Raw genomic sequence first — 16,567 nt, 5'->3', positions numbered from 1 at the left:
TGAGGCGCCATCAGGTGACGTGTCCCTGACATCCACCGCCAGTGATGGTGCCGCTTTCCGCGCACCGGCACAAGACCGCCGCACGCACGGGTGCCCCCGGCCGCGCCGGCCGGGGGCACCCGCCGTCCCGATTCCGCGGAAACCGCCGTTCAGGCGGTCAGCACCCGCCGCTCCCCCGCCTCCACGGCGACGTCCAGCGTGTTGCCCGGCGGCGGGAAGGGGCAGATGAAGTGGTCGACGAAGGCGCACGGCGGGAGCAGCGCGCGGTTGAGGTCCACCGTCACCGTGCCGTCCTCCGCCGGGGCCTCCGGGCGCAGGAAGCGGAAGCGGAAGGCGGACTCCCCGCTGGTGGCGTCCGCGAAGACCGCCCACAGGGTGCCGTCCGCCTCCACCGCCACCTGGAGGGTGTGCACCCGTCCGTCGAGCTCGAAGACGAGCTGCCCGGAGAGGCCGAGCCCGCGCTCCCTGCCGTCCGCGTTCCGCACCCGGACGCTGCGCTCCTCCTCGTACGGGCGGTAGACCCCCGGCACCACCCAGCGCGGGTCGTACGGCGCTGCCTCGATGCCCCGGAAGGCCGTCCGCGCCGCCGATCCGGGGTCGAAGTCCCGTACCGCCCACAGTCCTTCGCGGCGCAGCACCACGAGCCGCCGGTCCCCCGCGGCGACCCGGGACTCGTGGACCGGCGCGGGGTCGGCGGTGAGCCGGACGGTGCCCGCGAAGGGCTTGCCGTCGACGGTGAGGCCGTCCGCGGCCTCCGCCGTCAGCACCACCTCGTCGCCGTCCTCCCGCCACTCCCCCGGCAGCTCCGGCAGCCGGCCGTCGGGGAAGTCCGCGAGCCAGTGGGTGCCGGTGAGGGAGAGCGGGCCGTACGAGGAGGCCACCGCCGCCTCGCGCCGCTCGTGCCAGTGCCGCCAGTCCGCCGCGGGGCCGTCCGGGCCCCCGGTGCCGTCCGCCTGCTTGTCGTGCGTGTCGCTCATGGTGTTCCACCTTTCCACACCGGCACCGGAAGCCCGAGGTGCGAGCGGAGCGTCGTGCCGGTGTACTCCGTACGGAAGACGCCGCGCTCCTGGAGGATCGGGACGACCCGGTCGACGAAGTCGTCCAGGCCGCCCGGGGTGAGGTGCGGGACGAGGATGAAGCCGTCGGCGGCGCCCGTCGCCACGTGCTCCTCCAGGGCTGCGGCGACGGAGGCGGGGGTGCCGACGAAGGAGTGCCGCCCGGTGGCCTCGATGACCGTGTCGCGGGTCGACAGGCCCTTGGCCTCGGACAGCGCCCGCCAGCGGGCCGCCACGGCCAGCGGGTCCCCGATCCGCACCCGGCCCTGGACCAGGGCCGATTCCGGGTCGGGGTCGGCCTCCGGGAGCGGCCCGTCCGGGTCGTGGCCGGACAGGTCGCGGCCCCAGACCTGCTCCAGGGCGAGGAGCGCGTTCTGCGGGGAGATCTGCTGCCGGCTGATCAGGGCGGCCCGCTCCCGGGCCTCGGCCTCGGTGTCGCCGAGGACGTAGGTGACGCCCGGCATGACCTTCAGCTCCTCGGGCCGCCGCCCGTACCGGGCCAGCCGGCCCTTGACGTCGGCGTAGAAGGCCCGGCCGGCCTCCGGGGTGGAGTGCCGGGTGAAGATCACGTCGGCGGCCGAGGCGGCGAACTCCCGCCCCTCGTCGGAGTCCCCGGCCTGGATGACGACCGGATGCCCCTGCGGGGGCCGCTCCACCGTGACCTCGCCCTCGATGCGGAACTGCGGCCCGTCGTGCGCGAAGCGGCGGCGCTCGCCGCCGAGCGGCCAGGAGTCCCACAGCTCGCGGGCGGTGGCGACGAACTCGGCGGCCCGGGTGTAGCGCTCGGACCGGTCGAGGTAGCCGCCGCGCCGGAAGTTCTCGCCGGTGAAGGCGTCCGAGGAGGTGACCGCGTTCCAGCCGGCCCGGCCGCCGCTGAGGTGGTCGAGGGTGGCGAGCCTGCGGGCCAGCTCGTAGGGCTCGTTGAAGGTGGTGTTGACGGTGGCGGCGAGGCCGAGCCGGTCGGTGACGGCGGCGAGCGCGGCGAGGACGGTGATCGACTCGGGCCGGCCGACGACGTCGAGGTCGTGGATCCGGCCCTTGTGCTCGCGCAGCCGCAGCCCCTCGGCGAGGAAGAAGAAGTCGAAGAGCCCGCGCTCGGCCGTCCGGGCGAGGTGCTCGAAGGAGGAGAAGTCGATCTGCGAGCCGGACCGCGGATCGGACCACACGGTGGTGGCGTTGACGCCGGGGAAGTGGGCGGCGAGGTGGATCTGCTTCCGGCCCGTCCTGGACTCGGTCACGCGTCGGCTCCCTTCGGGGCGTACCGGCTCACGGGCCGCGGCAGCCCGAGGTGGTCGCGGAGGGTGGTGCCCTCGTAGGCGGTGCGGAACAGCCCCCGGTCCCGCAGCGGGCCGACGACCTCCGCGGCGAAGCGGGGCAGGTCACGCTCGGGGACGGCGGGGACGAGGTGCAGGCCGTCGACGGCTCCGCCGCCGTGCCAGTCGGCGACGAGCCCGGCCAGCGCGGCGGGCCCGCCCGGGTGGGCGTCGAGGTCGGCGGCGAGGGTCAGCAGCACCCGCAGCAGTCCCGGGTCGCGGCCGTGGGCCCGGGCGGCCCGGTGCAGTTCGGCGCGGAGCGCGGCCGCCTCCTCCGGCGAGGAGGCCCGGACCAGCGCGACGTCGGCGTGACGGGCGGCGGTCTCCCGCGCGGCGGGGCGGGTGGCGTCGACCACGACGACCGGGTTGCCCTGCGGCGGCCGGGGCACGATCGACGGGCCCCGGACGGAGAAGGAGGCGCCCTCGAAGTCGACGTGGTGCAGCTTGTCGCGGTCGACGAAGCGGCCGGTGGCCACGTCCCGTATCTCGGCGTCGTCCTCCCAGCTGTCCCACAGCAGGCGGGCCACCTCGGCGGCCTCCCCGGCCTCCTGCCACAGCTCCGCGGCGGGCGCGGCGGGGCGGCGGCCGAACAGCCGGGCCTCGGCCGCGCCCGGCGAGACGGCGACCCGCCAGCCGGCCCGGCCCCGGCTCGCCCAGTCGAGGCTGGCGACGGCGGCCTGCACGTGGAAGGGCTCGGTGTGGGTGGTGGTGACGGTCGGCACCAGGCCGATGGAGCGGGTCTCGGGCGCGGTGCGGGCGAGGACGGCGAGCGCGTCGAGGCCGGGGCGGGCGAAGGAGTCGTCGTGGGTGAGGAAGTCGAGTCCGGCGTCCTCGGCGAGGCGGGCGAGCGCCACCGTGGCGGCGGCGTCCCGCAGGGCGGACCCGGTCGCGGCGGAGGGCGGGGGGGCGATCTCGACGGCCAGATGGAGCGTTCGTACTCCGGTCATACGGGTTCCTTGGTGCGAGAGGTGCGAGAGGTGCGGGAGGTGCGAGCAATGCTGGAGGTGCTGGAGGTGCTGGAGGTGCAGGCGGGGCCGGCGGGGCGGCCGGGGTTCAGCCCTTGACGCGGGGCAGGCCCGGGGGGTTGATCTCGGACTTCTCGACGGCCTCGGTCGACAGGTTCCACCGCTCCAGGACCTTCGCGTAGCTGCCGTTCGCGATGACGTGGTCCAGCGCGGCGGCGTACGCCTCGACGAGGCCGCTGTCCTTCTTGGTGGCGGCGGCGATCTTGCCCTGGAGGCCGGCGCCCGCCCCGGAGAACTTGCCGACGGTCTCGGTCTGTCCGGCGGAGGCCACGTGGTAGGCGACGGACGGGTTGGGGCCCAGGTAGCCGTCGATGCGGCCGGACTGGAGGGCGAGGTAGTAGTCGGTGGGGGTCTGGAAGTACTTGATGTCGACGCCCTTCCGGCCGGCCTTCTCGTTCTCCTTCGACCAGTCGACGAGGATCTTCTCCTGGTTGGTGCCGGAGCCGACCGCGATCCTCTTCCCGGACACGTCCTCGGGGCCCTTCACGGTCCAGCCGGAGCCCTTCTTCGCCTCGAAGGCCAGGTCGTCGAGGCGGTAGGTGGCGAAGTCGTACTTGTCCTTGCGCTCCTCGGTCACGGTGACGTTGGAGAAGGCCGCGTCGTACTTGCCGCTGTCGAGGCCGACGAAGAGGTTCTCCCAGGACGCCGACTGGAGGTCGAGCTCCAGGCCGAGGGCGTCGGCGACCAGGGTGGCGAGGTCGGTCTCGACGCCGATGACGGTCTTGTCGTCGGTGGCGTGGAAGTTGAGCGGCGGGAACTCGCCGGAGCTCACGCCGACGACGAGGGTGCCTCTCTTGCGGACCGCCTCGGGCAGCTTGGCGGCCGCGGCCTCGTCCTTGTCGCTGCGGATCCGCTTCTGGTCCGGGCCGAGGTTGAGGCCCGGCCCCTCCTTCCCCTCCGGCTTGACCTCGGCGGCGGGGTCGCCCGTGCCGCAGGCGGTGAGGACCCCGAGGGCAGCGAGCACGGCGGCGGAGGCGAGGACGGTGCGGCGGGACTTCATGGCGGAACTCCTTCGGGAAGGGGACGGAGAAGAGCGGGACGGTGGGTCAGAGGACCTTGGAGAGGAAGGCGCGGGTGCGTTCGTGCACCGGGTTGTCGAGGACCTCGGCGGGGGTGCCCCGCTCGACGATCCGGCCCTCGTCCATGAAGACGACGGTGTCGGCGACCTCGCGGGCGAAGCCGATCTCGTGGGTGACGACGATCATGGTCGTGCCGCCGTCGGCGAGGTCGCGGATGACGTCGAGGACCTCGCCGACGAGCTCGGGGTCGAGCGCCGACGTCGGCTCGTCGAAGAGGAGCAGGCCGGGTTCGAGGGCGAGCGCGCGGGCGATGGCGACCCGCTGCTGCTGTCCGCCGGAGAGCTGCTTGGGGTAGGCCGTCTCCTTGTCGGCGAGGCCGACCCGGTCGAGCAGCTTCCGGGCCGCCTCCTCGGCCTCCCGGCGGGGGCGGCGGAGCGCGGAGACGGGCGCCTCGGTGATGTTCTCCAGGACGGTGAGGTGCGGGAAGAGGTGGAAGTTCTGGAAGACGAAGCCGATCCGGGTGCGGCGGCGCAGGATCTCGCGCTCGCGCAGCTCGTAGAGCTTGTTCCCGGAGCGGCGGTAGCCGACGAGGGTGCCGTCGACGCTGACCGAGCCGCCGTCGACCTTCTCCAGGTGGTTGATGGTGCGCAGCAGGGTGGACTTGCCCGAGCCGGAGGGGCCGAGGACGACGGTGACCTCGCCGGCCGCGACGTCGAGGTCGACGCCGCGCAGCACCTCGGTGGAGCCGAAGCTCTTGCGGACGCCCCGGAGTTCGACCTTGGGGACGGCGGGGGCGGCGGGCGGGGTGGTGAGGGCGGCGCTCATCGGGTGCTCCCCTTCGCGTAGTGGCGTTCGACGTAGTGCTGGACGACGGAGAGGGCGGTGGTCAGCAGGACGTACCAGACGGTGGCGACCATCAGCAGGGGCACGACCCGGCCGGTGCGGCCGTAGACGACCTGGACCTGGTAGAAGAGCTCGCCGATGGCCATGACGGAGACGATCGACGTGCCCTTGAAGAGGGAGACGATCTCGTTGGCGGCGTTGGGCAGGATCGAGCGCATGGCCTGGGGCAGCACGATCCTGCGGAGCCGGCGCAGGCGCGGGATGCCGAGGGCGGCGGCGGCCTCCAGCTGCCCGCCGTCGACGGAGAGGACCCCGCCGCGGACGATCTCGGCGGCGTAGGCGGCCTGGTGGAGGGCGAGGCCGAGGACGGCCGCGCTCATGGCGCCGACCAGGCCCACGGTGTCGAAGGAGAAGAAGCCGGGCCCGAACGGGATGCCGATGCTCAGCTCCCCGTACAGGTAGGCGAGGTTGAACCAGAAGAGGAGCTGGACGATGAGCGGGATGGAGCGGAAGGCCCAGACGTAGCCGAAGGCGACGGCCCGCAGGAAGGGGCTGGCCGACAGGCGCATGAAGGCGAGGACGACGCCCAGGGCGAAGCCGAGGACGGTGCCGTGGAAGGTCAGCTGGAGGGTGACCCAGACGGCGCGCAGGATCGCCTCGGAGGCGAAGTACTGCGCGAAGACGTCCCATTCCCAGCCGGGGTTGGTGACGAGGCCGTGGCCGAACTGGACGAGGACGACGGCGGTGGCGGCGACGGCGGCCCAGCGCCAGGGGCGGCGCACGGCGACGACGGTCAGCTCGTCCGCGCCGGGGCCGGCGCCCGTCTCGGGTCTTTCGCCGGTCTTCCCGACGGGTGGATCGCTGGTGAGGGTCATGACGGTTCCTCGGTCCTGGGAGGGGTGGTACGGGGGGCGGGGGCTCAGCCGGCGAGCGGCGCGGCCTGCCGACAGCTGCCGCTGCCCTCCCGCAGGAAGGCGAGCGCGGCGCGGGCGGCGGCGTCGTTCTGCGCGAAGGGGAGCCCGCCGGTCCTGGGCCGCACGAAGGCGCCGTTGGCCCGGGCGGTGGTGTGCGGGCCGAGGGCGATCCGGTGCGGGTGGGGGCGGCCGTCGCGCTGCACGATCCGCCCGTCGGCGGGGTCGACGGCGAGCAGTCCGCCGGCGGTGGCCCGGGCCCCGTCCTCGTACAGGCCGCGCAGCAGCGGGCTGGCGGTGCGGGTGACGGTGGGCGCGGGCAGCCGGGCCTCGACGAGGGCGCGGGCGGTGGTCGTCACGCCGGGCACGGCGGGCGAGGAGGCCCGGAAGACGCCGTGGCGCTCGTCGGCCTCGACGGTGACGCGGGGGCCGAGGAAGCGGACGACGCCGGCCTCGGAGAGGGCGCGCAGCCGGCGCAGCCGGGGGCCGGGCGGGCCGGAGGCGAGGTAGCTGAAGAAGCCGTGCCACCAGCGGTCGGTGTCGACCCGGTCGCCGAGGCGGACGAGCTGGCCGTAGACGGAGAGGACGGCGGCGAAGACGGCGGCGTCCGCGCTGTGGGCGGGGTCGTGGCGGCGCTCCAGGTCGGCGGTGACGTAGGCCCGCAGTTCGGCCTGGAGGGCCTCGGCGTCGGGGACGCGCAGCCCGTCGAGGGGGTGGTCGAGGGCCTCGGGGTCGAAGCGGTCGGCCGGGTCGGGGACGGCGGCGGCGACGTGCGCGGCGAGGGCGGCGGCGTGGTCCTGGTCGCCGGGGACGGCGGCGGTCCAGGCGGCGGCGAAGTCGTCCCAGGTGCCGGTGGTGCGCTCGGGGTGGGCGGCGAAGAGGCGGTGGTAGTGGGCCCAGCCGAGCTCGCGGGAGACGTGCGGCCACACGTCGCGCCGGAAGTCGAGCGGCCCGCCCCGGCCGAGCAGGGCGTCGACCTGTCCGGGGCCGAAGAAGCGGGGCAGCGGGGGCCGTTCGCCGTCGAGGGCGTAGCCGAGCTTGGAGTGGTACGGGACGCCCCTGCGGGAGCCGGCGTGGAGGACGGGCTCCTCGCCGGAGGGGACGTACACGGGGGCGTCCTCGGGGCCCTCGTACCGGCCGCCGCGGCCCTCGGTGAGGAGCACCATCAGGTCGACGAAGGCGAGGCCGAGGCCCCGGACGAGGACGGGTCCGCCGGCCGGGAGGGCGGACAGGTCGAGGTCGGCGGTGGGTCCCGGCGGCACGTGGACGAGGCCGTGGCGGGCGGCGAAGCCGGACAGGGCGCGCTGTTCGTCGTCGGGTTCGGCGTCGAGGTGGCCGAGGGTGAGGACGACGAGGTCGGCGGGGAGCGGCGCGGCGCGGTCCGCGAGCCACACCCGCTGGCGGCCCTCGCGGGGTCCCTCGACCCGCAGGGCGGTGGTGCGGTGCTCGTGGAGGGCGACGGTGGAGGGCGACGGTGGCGGGCAGCTCGGCGCGGACCCGTTCGTACGCCCAGCGCAGGTAGGCGCCCTGTTCGGTGCGGGTGGCGAAGCGGCCGCCGTCGGTGCCGGCCCATTCGGCGAGGGTGGGTCCGGGGCGCACCGGTCCTTCGAGGCGGACGGTGTCGTCGGTGAAGACGGTGACGTCCTCGGAGCGGGAGTTCATCCAGAGCAGCGGGGACTGGTCGGTGCGCCAGATCCGGCCGGGGCCGGGCGGGTGCGGGTCGACGAGGTGGAGGTCGAGGGGCCGGTCGCCGTACAGCTCGGGCAGGGCGGCCGCGAGCCGCTCCAGGAAGCCGGTGCCGCGCGGTCCCGCGCCGACGATCACCAGCGAGGCGGCGCTCATCGGCCGGTCCCGGTGCCGCGGGCGTAGTGCTTCTCCACGTAGTGCTGGCCGATGCCGAGGACGGAGGTGACGGCGACGTACCAGAGGGTGGCGACGAGGAGGAGCGGGATCACCTCGTAGGTGCGGTGGTAGACGAGCTGGGTGGAGTAGAGCAGGTCCTGGACGGCGATGACGGAGACGATCGAGGTGCCCTTGAGGGTGCCGATGAGCATGTTCCCGGCGGGCGGGACGATGGCGCGCATGGCCTGCGGGAGCACGATCCGGGTGAAGCGGCGCAGCCGGCCGAGGCCGAGCGCCTGGGCGGCCTCGATCTGGCCGCGGTCGACGGAGAGGACGCCGCCGCGGACCACTTCGGCGGCGTAGGCGGCCTCGTGGAGGGTGAGGCCGACGACGGCGACGGTGACGGGGCCGAGGAGGTCGACGGTGGAGACGCCGAGGATCTTCGGGTAGAGCATGCCGATGTTGAACCAGAAGAGGAGCTGGACCAGGATCGGCGTGGAGCGGAAGAACCAGACGTATCCCCAGGAGACCGCGCGCAGCACGGGGTTGGCGGAGAGCCGCAGGACCGCGAGCAGGGTGCCGAGGGCGAAGCCGAGGAGCATGACGGCGGCGGTCAGCCAGAGCGTGAGGCCGAGGCCGCGCAGCACGGAGGCCGAGGTGAAGTAGGCGGCGACGACGTCCCATTGGAAGGCGTCGTTGCGGACGACCGAGACGAGCCCGAGGCCGAGCAGGACGAGGACGACGGCGGCGGCGGTCCACTGGCCGGTGCGGCGGGCGGGGACGACGACCGGCGCGGTGGGGTCGGTCTTCGCCGGGCCGGCCGCCGGTTTGGCGCCGGGGGCGGCGTCGAGGGTGTCGAGGGATGCGGAAGACATGCGAAGGCTCCGTGACTGCCAGAGGCGGGTCGAACACGGGAGTGCGCCTTCACACGCACGGCTGCGACGAGCGCGGGCCGGGCCCCTCAGCCCGGTGTCCGCCCCATAAACCTAGGGGCCGGGGGCGCGCGGCTGTCAAGTCCGTCCGGAATGTGAGCGGTTGAGGGGGTGAACGTCTCCTACCGGTTGACTGGGGAACGGATGCCTGTTCCACTGGGGCCATGCATCCGCAGCAGCTGGTCACGCGCTCCCACATCGACCTCGGTCGTGTGTGGTCCTCTTCCTGTTGAGCCGACCCTCTGCGTCTTCCCAGGTCACCGCACCTGCCCGGCGGCGTTCCCGCTGACCTCCCCCGAACGTCCCCGACGTTCCCGCCTTCTTCCGCCCCGCCCCACCCCGCCTTGCCCGCACGCCTTCACCTCCACGGCACCACCGCGCCGAGCCTCCCTCCCCTCGCTCCCGCTCCCTCCCTCCTCACCGCCCGAGGAAGACGCATGTCCTCCACCTCCGGCCGGGCGCCCGCGCTCTCGCTGCGCGCGACCACGCCCGACGACCCCCTGGCGCGCCCGCTCCTCGACGAGCTGGCGCACGAGTACCTGACCCGGTACGGCGACGCCTCCGACCTGACGCGTTTCCCGGCCGGCGAGTTCGCCCCGCCGCACGGCGCCTTCCTGCTCCTCCTGGAGGGCGGCGTGCCCGTCGCCGGCGGTGCGTACCGCCGGTACGACCCGGACACGGCCGAACTCAAGCGGATCTGGACCCACTCGGCGCACCGCCGCCGGGGTCTGGCCCGCCGGGTCCTCACCGCGCTCGAACGGGACGCCGCCGCCCGCGGCTACTCCCGGCTGTACCTCACCACCGGCCCGCGCCAGCCGGAGGCCAGGGGCCTCTACCTGGCCACCGGCTACCGCCCGCTCTTCGACGTCACCGCCGATCCCGAGTCGATCGGCCCGCTCCCGTTCGAGAAAGACCTGGAGAACCCCGGACCATGAGAACGCGCCCCCGCATCCGCACCGCCGCCGCCTTCGCGCTGATCACCGCCGCCGCCCTCACGCTGACCGCCTGCTCGGGCGGCGACCCGGCGGAGCCCGCCCCGGCGGGCGCGGCGAAGGACGCCCTGCCCACCGAGGACGTCGTCTCCGGCGTACGGGCGAACGAGGCGGCGGCGAAGCTGCTGCCCGCCGACGTCCGGAAGCGGGGCACGCTGTCCCTCGCCGCCACCGTCGGCACCCCGCCCAGCTCGGCCTATCTGCCCGACGGGAAGACGCTGGTGGGGCTCGACGTCGACTTCGCGAACGCGGTCGGGAAGGCGCTCGGCCTGGAGATCACGCGCGAGGTGGCCGGGTTCGAGGCGATCCTGCCGGCCCTGGGCAGCGACAAGTACGACCTCGGCACGGGCAACTTCGGCGTCACGGAGGAGCGCCGGAAGACCATCGACTTCGTGACGTACGTCAACGACGGGCAGGGCTTCGCGGCCCGCGCGGACAGTTCCCTGGGAGAGGTCACCGACCTCACCCAGCTCTGCGGGCTGACGGTCGCGACGGGCGCGGGGACGACCTTCGAGCGGACCCTGGAGAAGAACAAGGAGCGCTGCGCGCAGGCCGGGAAGAAGCCGTACGAGGTGAGCGTCTTCAACGACGTCGGCGCGCCCTGGCTGGCGCTGCGGCAGGGCCGCGCCGACGTGCTGATGAGCACCATCAACGGCATCCGGTACGCCACCGCCAAGCAGCCGGGGACGAAGTTCCTGAACGAGTACCGGCGCCTGGACGTCGGCTTCGCCTTCAAGAAGGGCACCCCGCTGGCGCCCGCCTTCCAGGCCGCGGTGAACGGCCTGAAGGCGGACGGGACCTACGACCGCATCCTGAAGAAGTGGGGCGTCGCGGACTCGGGCATCGAGGAGTCCCGGATCTCCCCGCCGGAGATCCCCGCGCCGACGAAGTGACGCGGGGAGGCGGGGAGACGGGGGCGGGACGACCAGCCGGTGCCTGCGGCCCGATGCCGGCGGCCCGTCAGCAGCCGTCGCAGGGGCAGCAGCAGTCGCAGCCGCCGCAGTCTCCGTTGCCGCAGTCGCAGTCCCGGCAGCAGCCCTCGCGCTTCTTCCGGGACCAGGGGCCCTCGTACTCCTTGGCGCAGCAGATCTGGCAGGTGCAGAAGAGCCAGGTGAACATGGCGCAGCCGGCCAGGAAGCCACGGGGCTTGGGGGCCTGGGGCGCGCCGCCGCCGAACTGGGGCGGCAGCCCACCGGGGCCGCCGGGACCGCCGGGACCCATCGGCCCGCCGCCGTGGGGACCGCCGCCTCCGTAGGGGCCGCCGCCGTGGGGATCGCCGTTCCCGCCGTACGGGTTGCCGCCGCCGTACGGGCCCGGGGCGCCGTTCGCGTACGGGTTGCCGGGCACCGGGCCCTGTCCCGGCGGCGGCGCCCCGTGGGAACAGGTCGTCGTGCCGAAGGCGCGGTCCACCGAGACGCGCAGCTCGTGGGCGAGCAGCTGGTGGACGAGCTTGCGGTCGGTGAACTCGGCTTCCCGCAGCGCCAGTCGGATGCCGTGCAGGGCGTCGTCGGCGAGCCGGCGGGCCTCCTCGCGGGAGGTGCCGGTGGCGGTGAGCGGGTTCCAGGCGCCGGCCTCGGCGTCGGCGTGCTGGTCCTCGACGGCGTCGAGGAGGTGGGCGAGGCGGCCGAAGAGGCGGCCCGCCTCGGCGAGCGGCGCGGCGTTCCCGGGCCGGCCGGCGAGGACCGCGGTGTGCGCGAAGGCCGCGGCGGTGGCGGTCTCGGTGGGCTCGGTGACGACGAGGAGCGGGGTGCCGATCCCGGCGAGGGACTCGATCCCCGTCTGCCGGTCCACCGCGTCGACGAGGACGGCGGTGTCGAAGCCGACCGCGTGGCCCGCGCGGGCACCGGCCTTGTCCCAGGAGCGGGCGACCCGGCGGGCCGCGGCGGCGACCGGCCGGCGGGCCAGCAGGCCGTCGCGGTCGGCGACGTGGTCGCGCACCTTGGCCGAGGCGAGGACGAGGGAGACCGCGGCGGCGAGCCGGGCGCCCTCGCCCCGGGCGACCGGCGCGGTGCGCATGGCGCGCAGCGGGCAGGGACCCGCGGTGCGGCGCCCGCCGTCGGTGACGCCGACCTGAGCCTCCGTCAGGACCGAGACGATGAGCCCGTCGTAGTTGGTGACGACCCGGGCGAACTGGCCGTGGTCGGCGCGGAGCGCGAGACACAGACCGCAGAGGTGGGCCATCCACTCGGTCTTGAGGTGGTCGGTGAGCCGGTGGGTGCAGGGTCTGACGATTCCGAACAATTCGATCCCCCGTGGTGCGGTGCGAGAGCGGTGCCGTCCGGTGCTCCCGGGGGGACGTGTTCCCGGGGCCGGCGGACGGCCTCGCGGCATCGTAGCGAGCGCTCCCGTTCACCCGTACGCGCCCGGAGTCACCCTTGCGGACCGACTTTCATATTTTCAACTGCATGGCCCTCACTCAGGCCCCGCATACCCCAAGTTTCCTGACGAAATGCCAGAAACCGGGCCTCACGTTCTGCACCAGTACCGTCACGAATCCCCTGCGCGGCGCCTATCCACTTGGCGCGCGATCCGCATCATGGACGACGATAGGGATATGCGGAACCACAAGTGACCGCAGGACCGCGTGAAAGGAGGCGTCCATGGGATCGGTGCGCAAGGCGAGTGCCTGGCTGGGACTCGTCGAGGACAACGACGAGCGTTACTACGACGACGAGTACGCCGACGGTGCCGAGAGCGGCGACGCCTGGGTGACGGACCCCCGGGTCCGGGTCGCCACGGACACCGCCGAGGACCGGGGCCGCCGGATCGCCACCGTCTCGCCCGACGGCTTCCGGGACGCCCGGGTCATCGGCGAGCTCTTCCGGGACGGCGTCCCGGTGATCGTGAACCTGACCGCCATGGAGCCGAACGACGCCAAGCGGGTCGTCGACTTCACCGCCGGACTCGCCTTCGGACTGCGCGGCTCGATCGAGCGCGTCGCGACCCGGGTCTTCCTGCTGACCCCCGCCGACACCGAGATCCTCAGCGGCGACTCCGGCCGCCGCAAGCAGGACGGCTTCTTCAACCAGAGCTGACGCCCGGCCGCACGCACTTCCGCACCCCGCACCGTACGCGTACGCACCCGCGCACCCCGATCCGCGCGGCACGCCCGCCGGACCGCCCCCGACGTCCCGGCCCGGACCCGCCCAGCGGGCCGGGCCGGTCCCGCGTCCGGGCGCCCTCCGGTGACCTCAGAAGTCCGCCGTCCGCGGACACCCCGTGGCCGCGGACACCCCGTGGCCGCGGACCCTCAGTGGCCGCCGGTGGTGGCCGCGCCGCTCATCGTCCCCGCCGGGCCGGCGTCCGGCAGCGGCCCGCGCACGTCCGGGGAGTCGGCCGGCTGCCCGGGCACCCTGCCCGGGCCCGCCCCGGCGGCCCGCACGTCCTTCGCCTCCTGCACGGCCCGGGCGCCCCGCGCGGCCTTCGCCGCCTCCGCTTCCGCCGCCGCCTCCTCGACCGCCGCCTCGACGTCCACCGGGCACTCCATCACCCGGGGCAGCCGGAGGGCCATCACGGCCCCGGCGAGGAGCAGGCCGGCGCTCACGAAGAGCGTCAGGTGCAGCCCGTCGACGAAGGCGTGGCGCGCCGCCGCGTGCAGGGCCTCGCCGGCCGCGCCGCCGAGCCGGTCGGCGACCTGGTACGCCTCGCCCAGCGAGTTCGCGGCGGCCTCGCTCGCCGCCGCCGGGACGCCGGGGACGCCGTCGAGGCCGGGGCCGTACGCCGCGTTCATGACGCTGCCGAGCAGGGCGATGCCCATGCCCGCGCCGAGCTGGTAGGAGGTCTCGCCGATCGCCGCAGCCCCGCCCGCGCTGCGCGGCGGGGCCTCGCTCAGCATCGACTCGTACGCCGAGAAGAGGGTCGTCTGGAGGCCGAAGCCGAGCAGGACGAAACCGGCGGTGAGCAGCAGCGGCCGGTCGTGCTGGCCCATGAACGTGAGCAGCAGCACGGCCGCCGCGGTGAGCACGAAGCCCCAGCCGACCATCCGGCGCGGGCCGATCCGGCGCAGGGTGTACGAGCCGGTGGCGCCGGCCGCCATGGCGGCGAAGGTGAGCGGGAGGAGCCGCAGCCCGGTCTCCAGGGGGCTGAGCCCGAGGACCAGCTGGAGGTACTGGACGGCGATGAGCTCCAGGCCGACGAGGGCCAGCATGGCGAGGACGATGCAGCCGACGGAGGTGGTGAAGGCGGCGCGGGAGAAGAGCCGCACGTCGATGAGCGGGTGCGGCCTGCGGCGCTGGCGCCGGACGAAGAGGACGAGCAGCAGCGCCCCGGCGAGCAGCGGGCCCGCCGTGAGCACGGAGAGCAGCGGTTCTCCGGCGCCCGCGCGCTTCACGCCGAGGACGCAGCCGAGGACGCCCGCCGCGGCCGTCAGCGCGCCGAGGACGTCCCAGGGGCCTTCGGCGACGCCCCGGGACTCGGGCAGGAGGCGGCGGGCGAGCGGCAGGATGAGCGCCATCAGCGGGATGTTGATGAGGAAGACGGAGCCCCACCAGTAGTGCTCGACGAGGAAGCCGCCGAGCACGGGTCCCGCGGCGGCGCCGATCGCGGCGACCGCGGTCCAGATGCCGATGGCGGTGGCGCGCTCGCGGCGGTCGGGGAAGACGGTCCGGATGAGGGAGAGCGTCGCCGGCATGATCATCGCGCCGCCGACGCCGAGCAGGGCGCGGGCCGCGATGAGCACCCAGGGTTCGGTGGCGAGGGCGGCGAGGGCGGAGGCCGCGCCGAAGAGGCCGTAGCCGATGAGCAGGACCCTCCGCCGGCCGATCCGGTCGCCGAGGGTGCCGAAGAGGATCAGCAGCGAGGCGCAGACCAGCGGGTAGGCGTCGACGATCCAGAGCAGCTCGGTGGAGCCGGGGTTCAGGCTCCCGGTGAGCGAGGGGACGGCGACGTGGAGGATGGTCGCGTCGAGCGCGACCAGGAGGAGGCTGACGCAGAGGACGACGAGGACGACCCAGCGGTTGGCGCCGCCGGCGGCGGCACGCCGTCCTGCTCGGGCCGTGATCGTCCGCGACATGTACGTACCTCCAAGTGAAGCTCTCGCTCCTGGCGGGCGCCGCCGACCTGGGTCGATGTACGCGCGGCGGCGCGGCGAGGAGGGGCGAGTGAGCCGTCAGCGTACGCGAGTACGGGCCCCGAAGGGGTGGCGCACCTCTCACCCCGCCGGGGCCACCGGTGTGGCGTACGCCACTCACTCCGGCCCGCGCGTCGCATGGAATTCCGCACGGACGGGTGTTTGAAGTAATTCCGTGCCATACAAACAGGCTTCCGGAATCACCTTCGGCGGCAATAGGGCTGAAGGTCATCGGATTTTCCGACGGGGGTCCGGAATGGGCGGTCCGCCGAGACCCACTCCACATCACATCGTCATCACGAAGGGTGCGGATCGCCCGGGGCGTCTCCGCACCCCCTGTAACGTCGATTGGGTGCGTACCGACATCTTTGCCCGGCTGGACCGGGAGCCGGTCCCGCCGAAGATAGAGGTCCCGCGGATGACCCGGACGCGTCTCGCCCTCTTCGGCGGGACGTCGGCGTTCTATCTCATCGTCGTGGTGGCGGTCCTGCTGTCCACCTGGCTGGTGACCCTCGACTGGAAGATCATGCTCTTCCGGCCGTACCAGCAGTGGCCGGAGCTGCACGCCTTCCTGGACTACTACGTCGTCCTCGGCCAGCGCGGTCCGACGGCGGTGATGGTCGCGGCCTGGCTGGGCTGGCGCTCCTGGCGCCAGCACACCCTGCGGCCGCTCCTCTCCCTCGGCGCGGCGCTGCTGCTCCTCAACGTCACCGTCGGCGCGGTGAAGCTCGGACTCGGCCGGCTCGGCCCCCACTACGCGACGCAGATCGGCTCGGCCGAACTGTTCGCGGGCGGCGACATATTCCCCTCCGGTCACACCGCGAACGCGGTCGTGACCTGGGGCATCCTGGCCTACCTCGCCACCACCCCGCGGGCCCGCCGCTATCTGTCGGCGCTCTCCGCCGTGGTCGCGCTGGGCGTCGGCCTCACGACGGTCTACCTCGGCACGCACTGGCTGAGCGACGTGCTGCTCGGCTGGGCCGCGGGCCTGCTGATCCTGCTGGCGCTGCCCTGGTGCGAGCCGGTCATCGCCGTGGTGGAGGGCTGGATCCTGGCCCAGCGGGACCGGATCGCGGAGCGGCTGCGGGCCCGGCGCCGTCTCGTGCCCTCGCTGCCGGTGGCGTCCGGCGGGCCGCGTCCGCTCTTCCCGGCGCGCCCCGCGGGCGCCGAGGAGCCGGCGCGGGAGACCGTGGCCGCGAGCCGCGCCCGGGCGGCCCGGAGCAGGCCGTCCTCGGACCGCCTCACCGCCTGAGCGGGACGCCCCCGCCGTACGCGGGAGGGCCCCGGCCGGATCCGGCCGGGGCCCTCCCGCGTGCCGGTCAGCCGGTCCAGCAGCGGGTGACGGTGCCGTCCTCGACCTCGAAGTTGAGGCGTCCCGCGAGGTACTCCATGGTGACGACCGTGCCCGGCGGGAGGGCTCGGACGACGCGCCAGCCACGGGTCCTGGCCAGCCGGCCGGCGTCGTCCGCGTCGAGGCCCACATAGGAGTCGGGCACGTCTCGGGGCGGTTCGGGGGTGCTCGGTAGGGGTGCCATGGGTTCACGTTAGTCCCCCCGCGGTCACGCTT

General features: G+C 74.3%; 14 protein-coding genes and 1 pseudogene. 4 read left to right on the top strand and 11 right to left on the bottom strand.

The window, feature by feature from the left end; all coding sequences use genetic code 11:
* Positions 1-149: 149 nt before the first annotated feature.
* The 8 genes and pseudogenes from IE326_RS30775 to IE326_RS30740 all read right to left on the bottom strand — a co-directional run bounded on the left by IE326_RS30775 (position 150) and on the right by IE326_RS30740 (position 8,883).
* On the bottom strand, positions 150-977 hold the full coding sequence (locus tag IE326_RS30775; protein WP_150227456.1) for a DUF1684 domain-containing protein: 828 nt from the start codon (positions 975-977) through the stop codon (positions 150-152).
* Complete coding sequence (locus IE326_RS30770) at positions 974-2,293, bottom strand: NtaA/DmoA family FMN-dependent monooxygenase (protein WP_190043890.1); 1,320 nt, start codon at positions 2,291-2,293, stop codon at positions 974-976. The genes IE326_RS30775 and IE326_RS30770 overlap by 4 nt, the downstream gene beginning before the upstream one ends.
* Positions 2,290-3,315, bottom strand: coding sequence for an LLM class flavin-dependent oxidoreductase (locus IE326_RS30765; protein ID WP_190043889.1), 1,026 nt, complete (start codon positions 3,313-3,315; stop codon positions 2,290-2,292). The genes IE326_RS30770 and IE326_RS30765 overlap by 4 nt, the downstream gene beginning before the upstream one ends.
* A gap of 106 nt (positions 3,316-3,421) precedes the next feature.
* Positions 3,422-4,393, bottom strand: a complete 972-nt coding sequence (locus IE326_RS30760; protein WP_150227459.1) for an ABC transporter substrate-binding protein — start codon at positions 4,391-4,393, stop codon at positions 3,422-3,424.
* A gap of 46 nt (positions 4,394-4,439) precedes the next feature.
* Positions 4,440-5,237, bottom strand: a complete 798-nt coding sequence (locus tag IE326_RS30755) for an amino acid ABC transporter ATP-binding protein (RefSeq protein ID WP_150227460.1) — start codon at positions 5,235-5,237, stop codon at positions 4,440-4,442.
* Positions 5,234-6,130 carry an amino acid ABC transporter permease gene (locus IE326_RS30750; RefSeq protein WP_150227461.1) on the bottom strand — a complete coding sequence of 299 codons (897 nt, stop codon included), beginning with the start codon at positions 6,128-6,130 and terminating at the stop codon, positions 5,234-5,236. Before IE326_RS30750 ends, IE326_RS30755 begins: the two co-directional genes overlap by 4 nt.
* A gap of 44 nt (positions 6,131-6,174) precedes the next feature.
* A pseudogene (locus tag IE326_RS30745) lies at positions 6,175-8,008 on the bottom strand (FAD/NAD(P)-binding protein).
* Positions 8,005-8,883 (bottom strand): amino acid ABC transporter permease, encoded by an 879-nt coding sequence (locus IE326_RS30740; protein WP_150227463.1) that lies wholly within the window; start codon positions 8,881-8,883, stop codon positions 8,005-8,007. The pseudogene IE326_RS30745 and the gene IE326_RS30740 overlap by 4 nt, the downstream one beginning before the upstream one ends.
* Positions 8,884-9,377: 494 nt before the next feature.
* Between IE326_RS30740 and IE326_RS30735 the strand changes: the two genes are divergently transcribed.
* Positions 9,378-9,875, top strand: coding sequence for a GNAT family N-acetyltransferase (locus tag IE326_RS30735; protein ID WP_190043888.1), 498 nt, complete (start codon positions 9,378-9,380; stop codon positions 9,873-9,875).
* On the top strand, positions 9,872-10,825 hold the full coding sequence (locus IE326_RS30730; protein WP_150227465.1) for an ABC transporter substrate-binding protein: 954 nt from the start codon (positions 9,872-9,874) through the stop codon (positions 10,823-10,825). The genes IE326_RS30735 and IE326_RS30730 overlap by 4 nt, the downstream gene beginning before the upstream one ends.
* Before the next feature lie 67 nt (positions 10,826-10,892).
* On the opposite strand, the gene IE326_RS30725 is transcribed toward IE326_RS30730, so the two are convergent.
* Positions 10,893-12,173, bottom strand: coding sequence for a DUF5685 family protein (locus IE326_RS30725; protein ID WP_190043887.1), 1,281 nt, complete (start codon positions 12,171-12,173; stop codon positions 10,893-10,895).
* A gap of 359 nt (positions 12,174-12,532) precedes the next feature.
* Between IE326_RS30725 and IE326_RS30720 the strand changes: the two genes are divergently transcribed.
* Complete coding sequence (locus tag IE326_RS30720; protein ID WP_150227466.1) at positions 12,533-12,967, top strand: cell division protein SepF; 435 nt, start codon at positions 12,533-12,535, stop codon at positions 12,965-12,967.
* A 215-nt stretch (positions 12,968-13,182) separates the two neighbouring features.
* On the opposite strand, the gene IE326_RS30715 is transcribed toward IE326_RS30720, so the two are convergent.
* A complete protein-coding gene (locus IE326_RS30715; RefSeq protein WP_190043886.1) occupies positions 13,183-14,943 on the bottom strand; it encodes an MFS transporter in 1,761 nt (586 codons plus the stop codon).
* 409 nt (positions 14,944-15,352) lie between these two features.
* On the opposite strand from IE326_RS30715, the gene IE326_RS30710 reads away from it, so the two are divergent.
* Positions 15,353-16,252, top strand: a complete 900-nt coding sequence (locus IE326_RS30710; RefSeq protein ID WP_150227468.1) for a phosphatase PAP2 family protein — start codon at positions 15,353-15,355, stop codon at positions 16,250-16,252.
* A gap of 67 nt (positions 16,253-16,319) precedes the next feature.
* On the opposite strand, the gene IE326_RS30705 is transcribed toward IE326_RS30710, so the two are convergent.
* Positions 16,320-16,535 carry an I78 family peptidase inhibitor gene (locus IE326_RS30705; RefSeq protein WP_150227469.1) on the bottom strand — a complete coding sequence of 72 codons (216 nt, stop codon included), beginning with the start codon at positions 16,533-16,535 and terminating at the stop codon, positions 16,320-16,322.
* Positions 16,536-16,567: the final 32 nt, after the last annotated feature.

This window comes from Streptomyces filamentosus (assembly GCF_014654895.1).
GTDB lineage: Bacteria > Actinomycetota > Actinomycetes > Streptomycetales > Streptomycetaceae > Streptomyces > Streptomyces filamentosus.
This window is presented reverse-complemented; position numbering and strand designations above follow the sequence as displayed.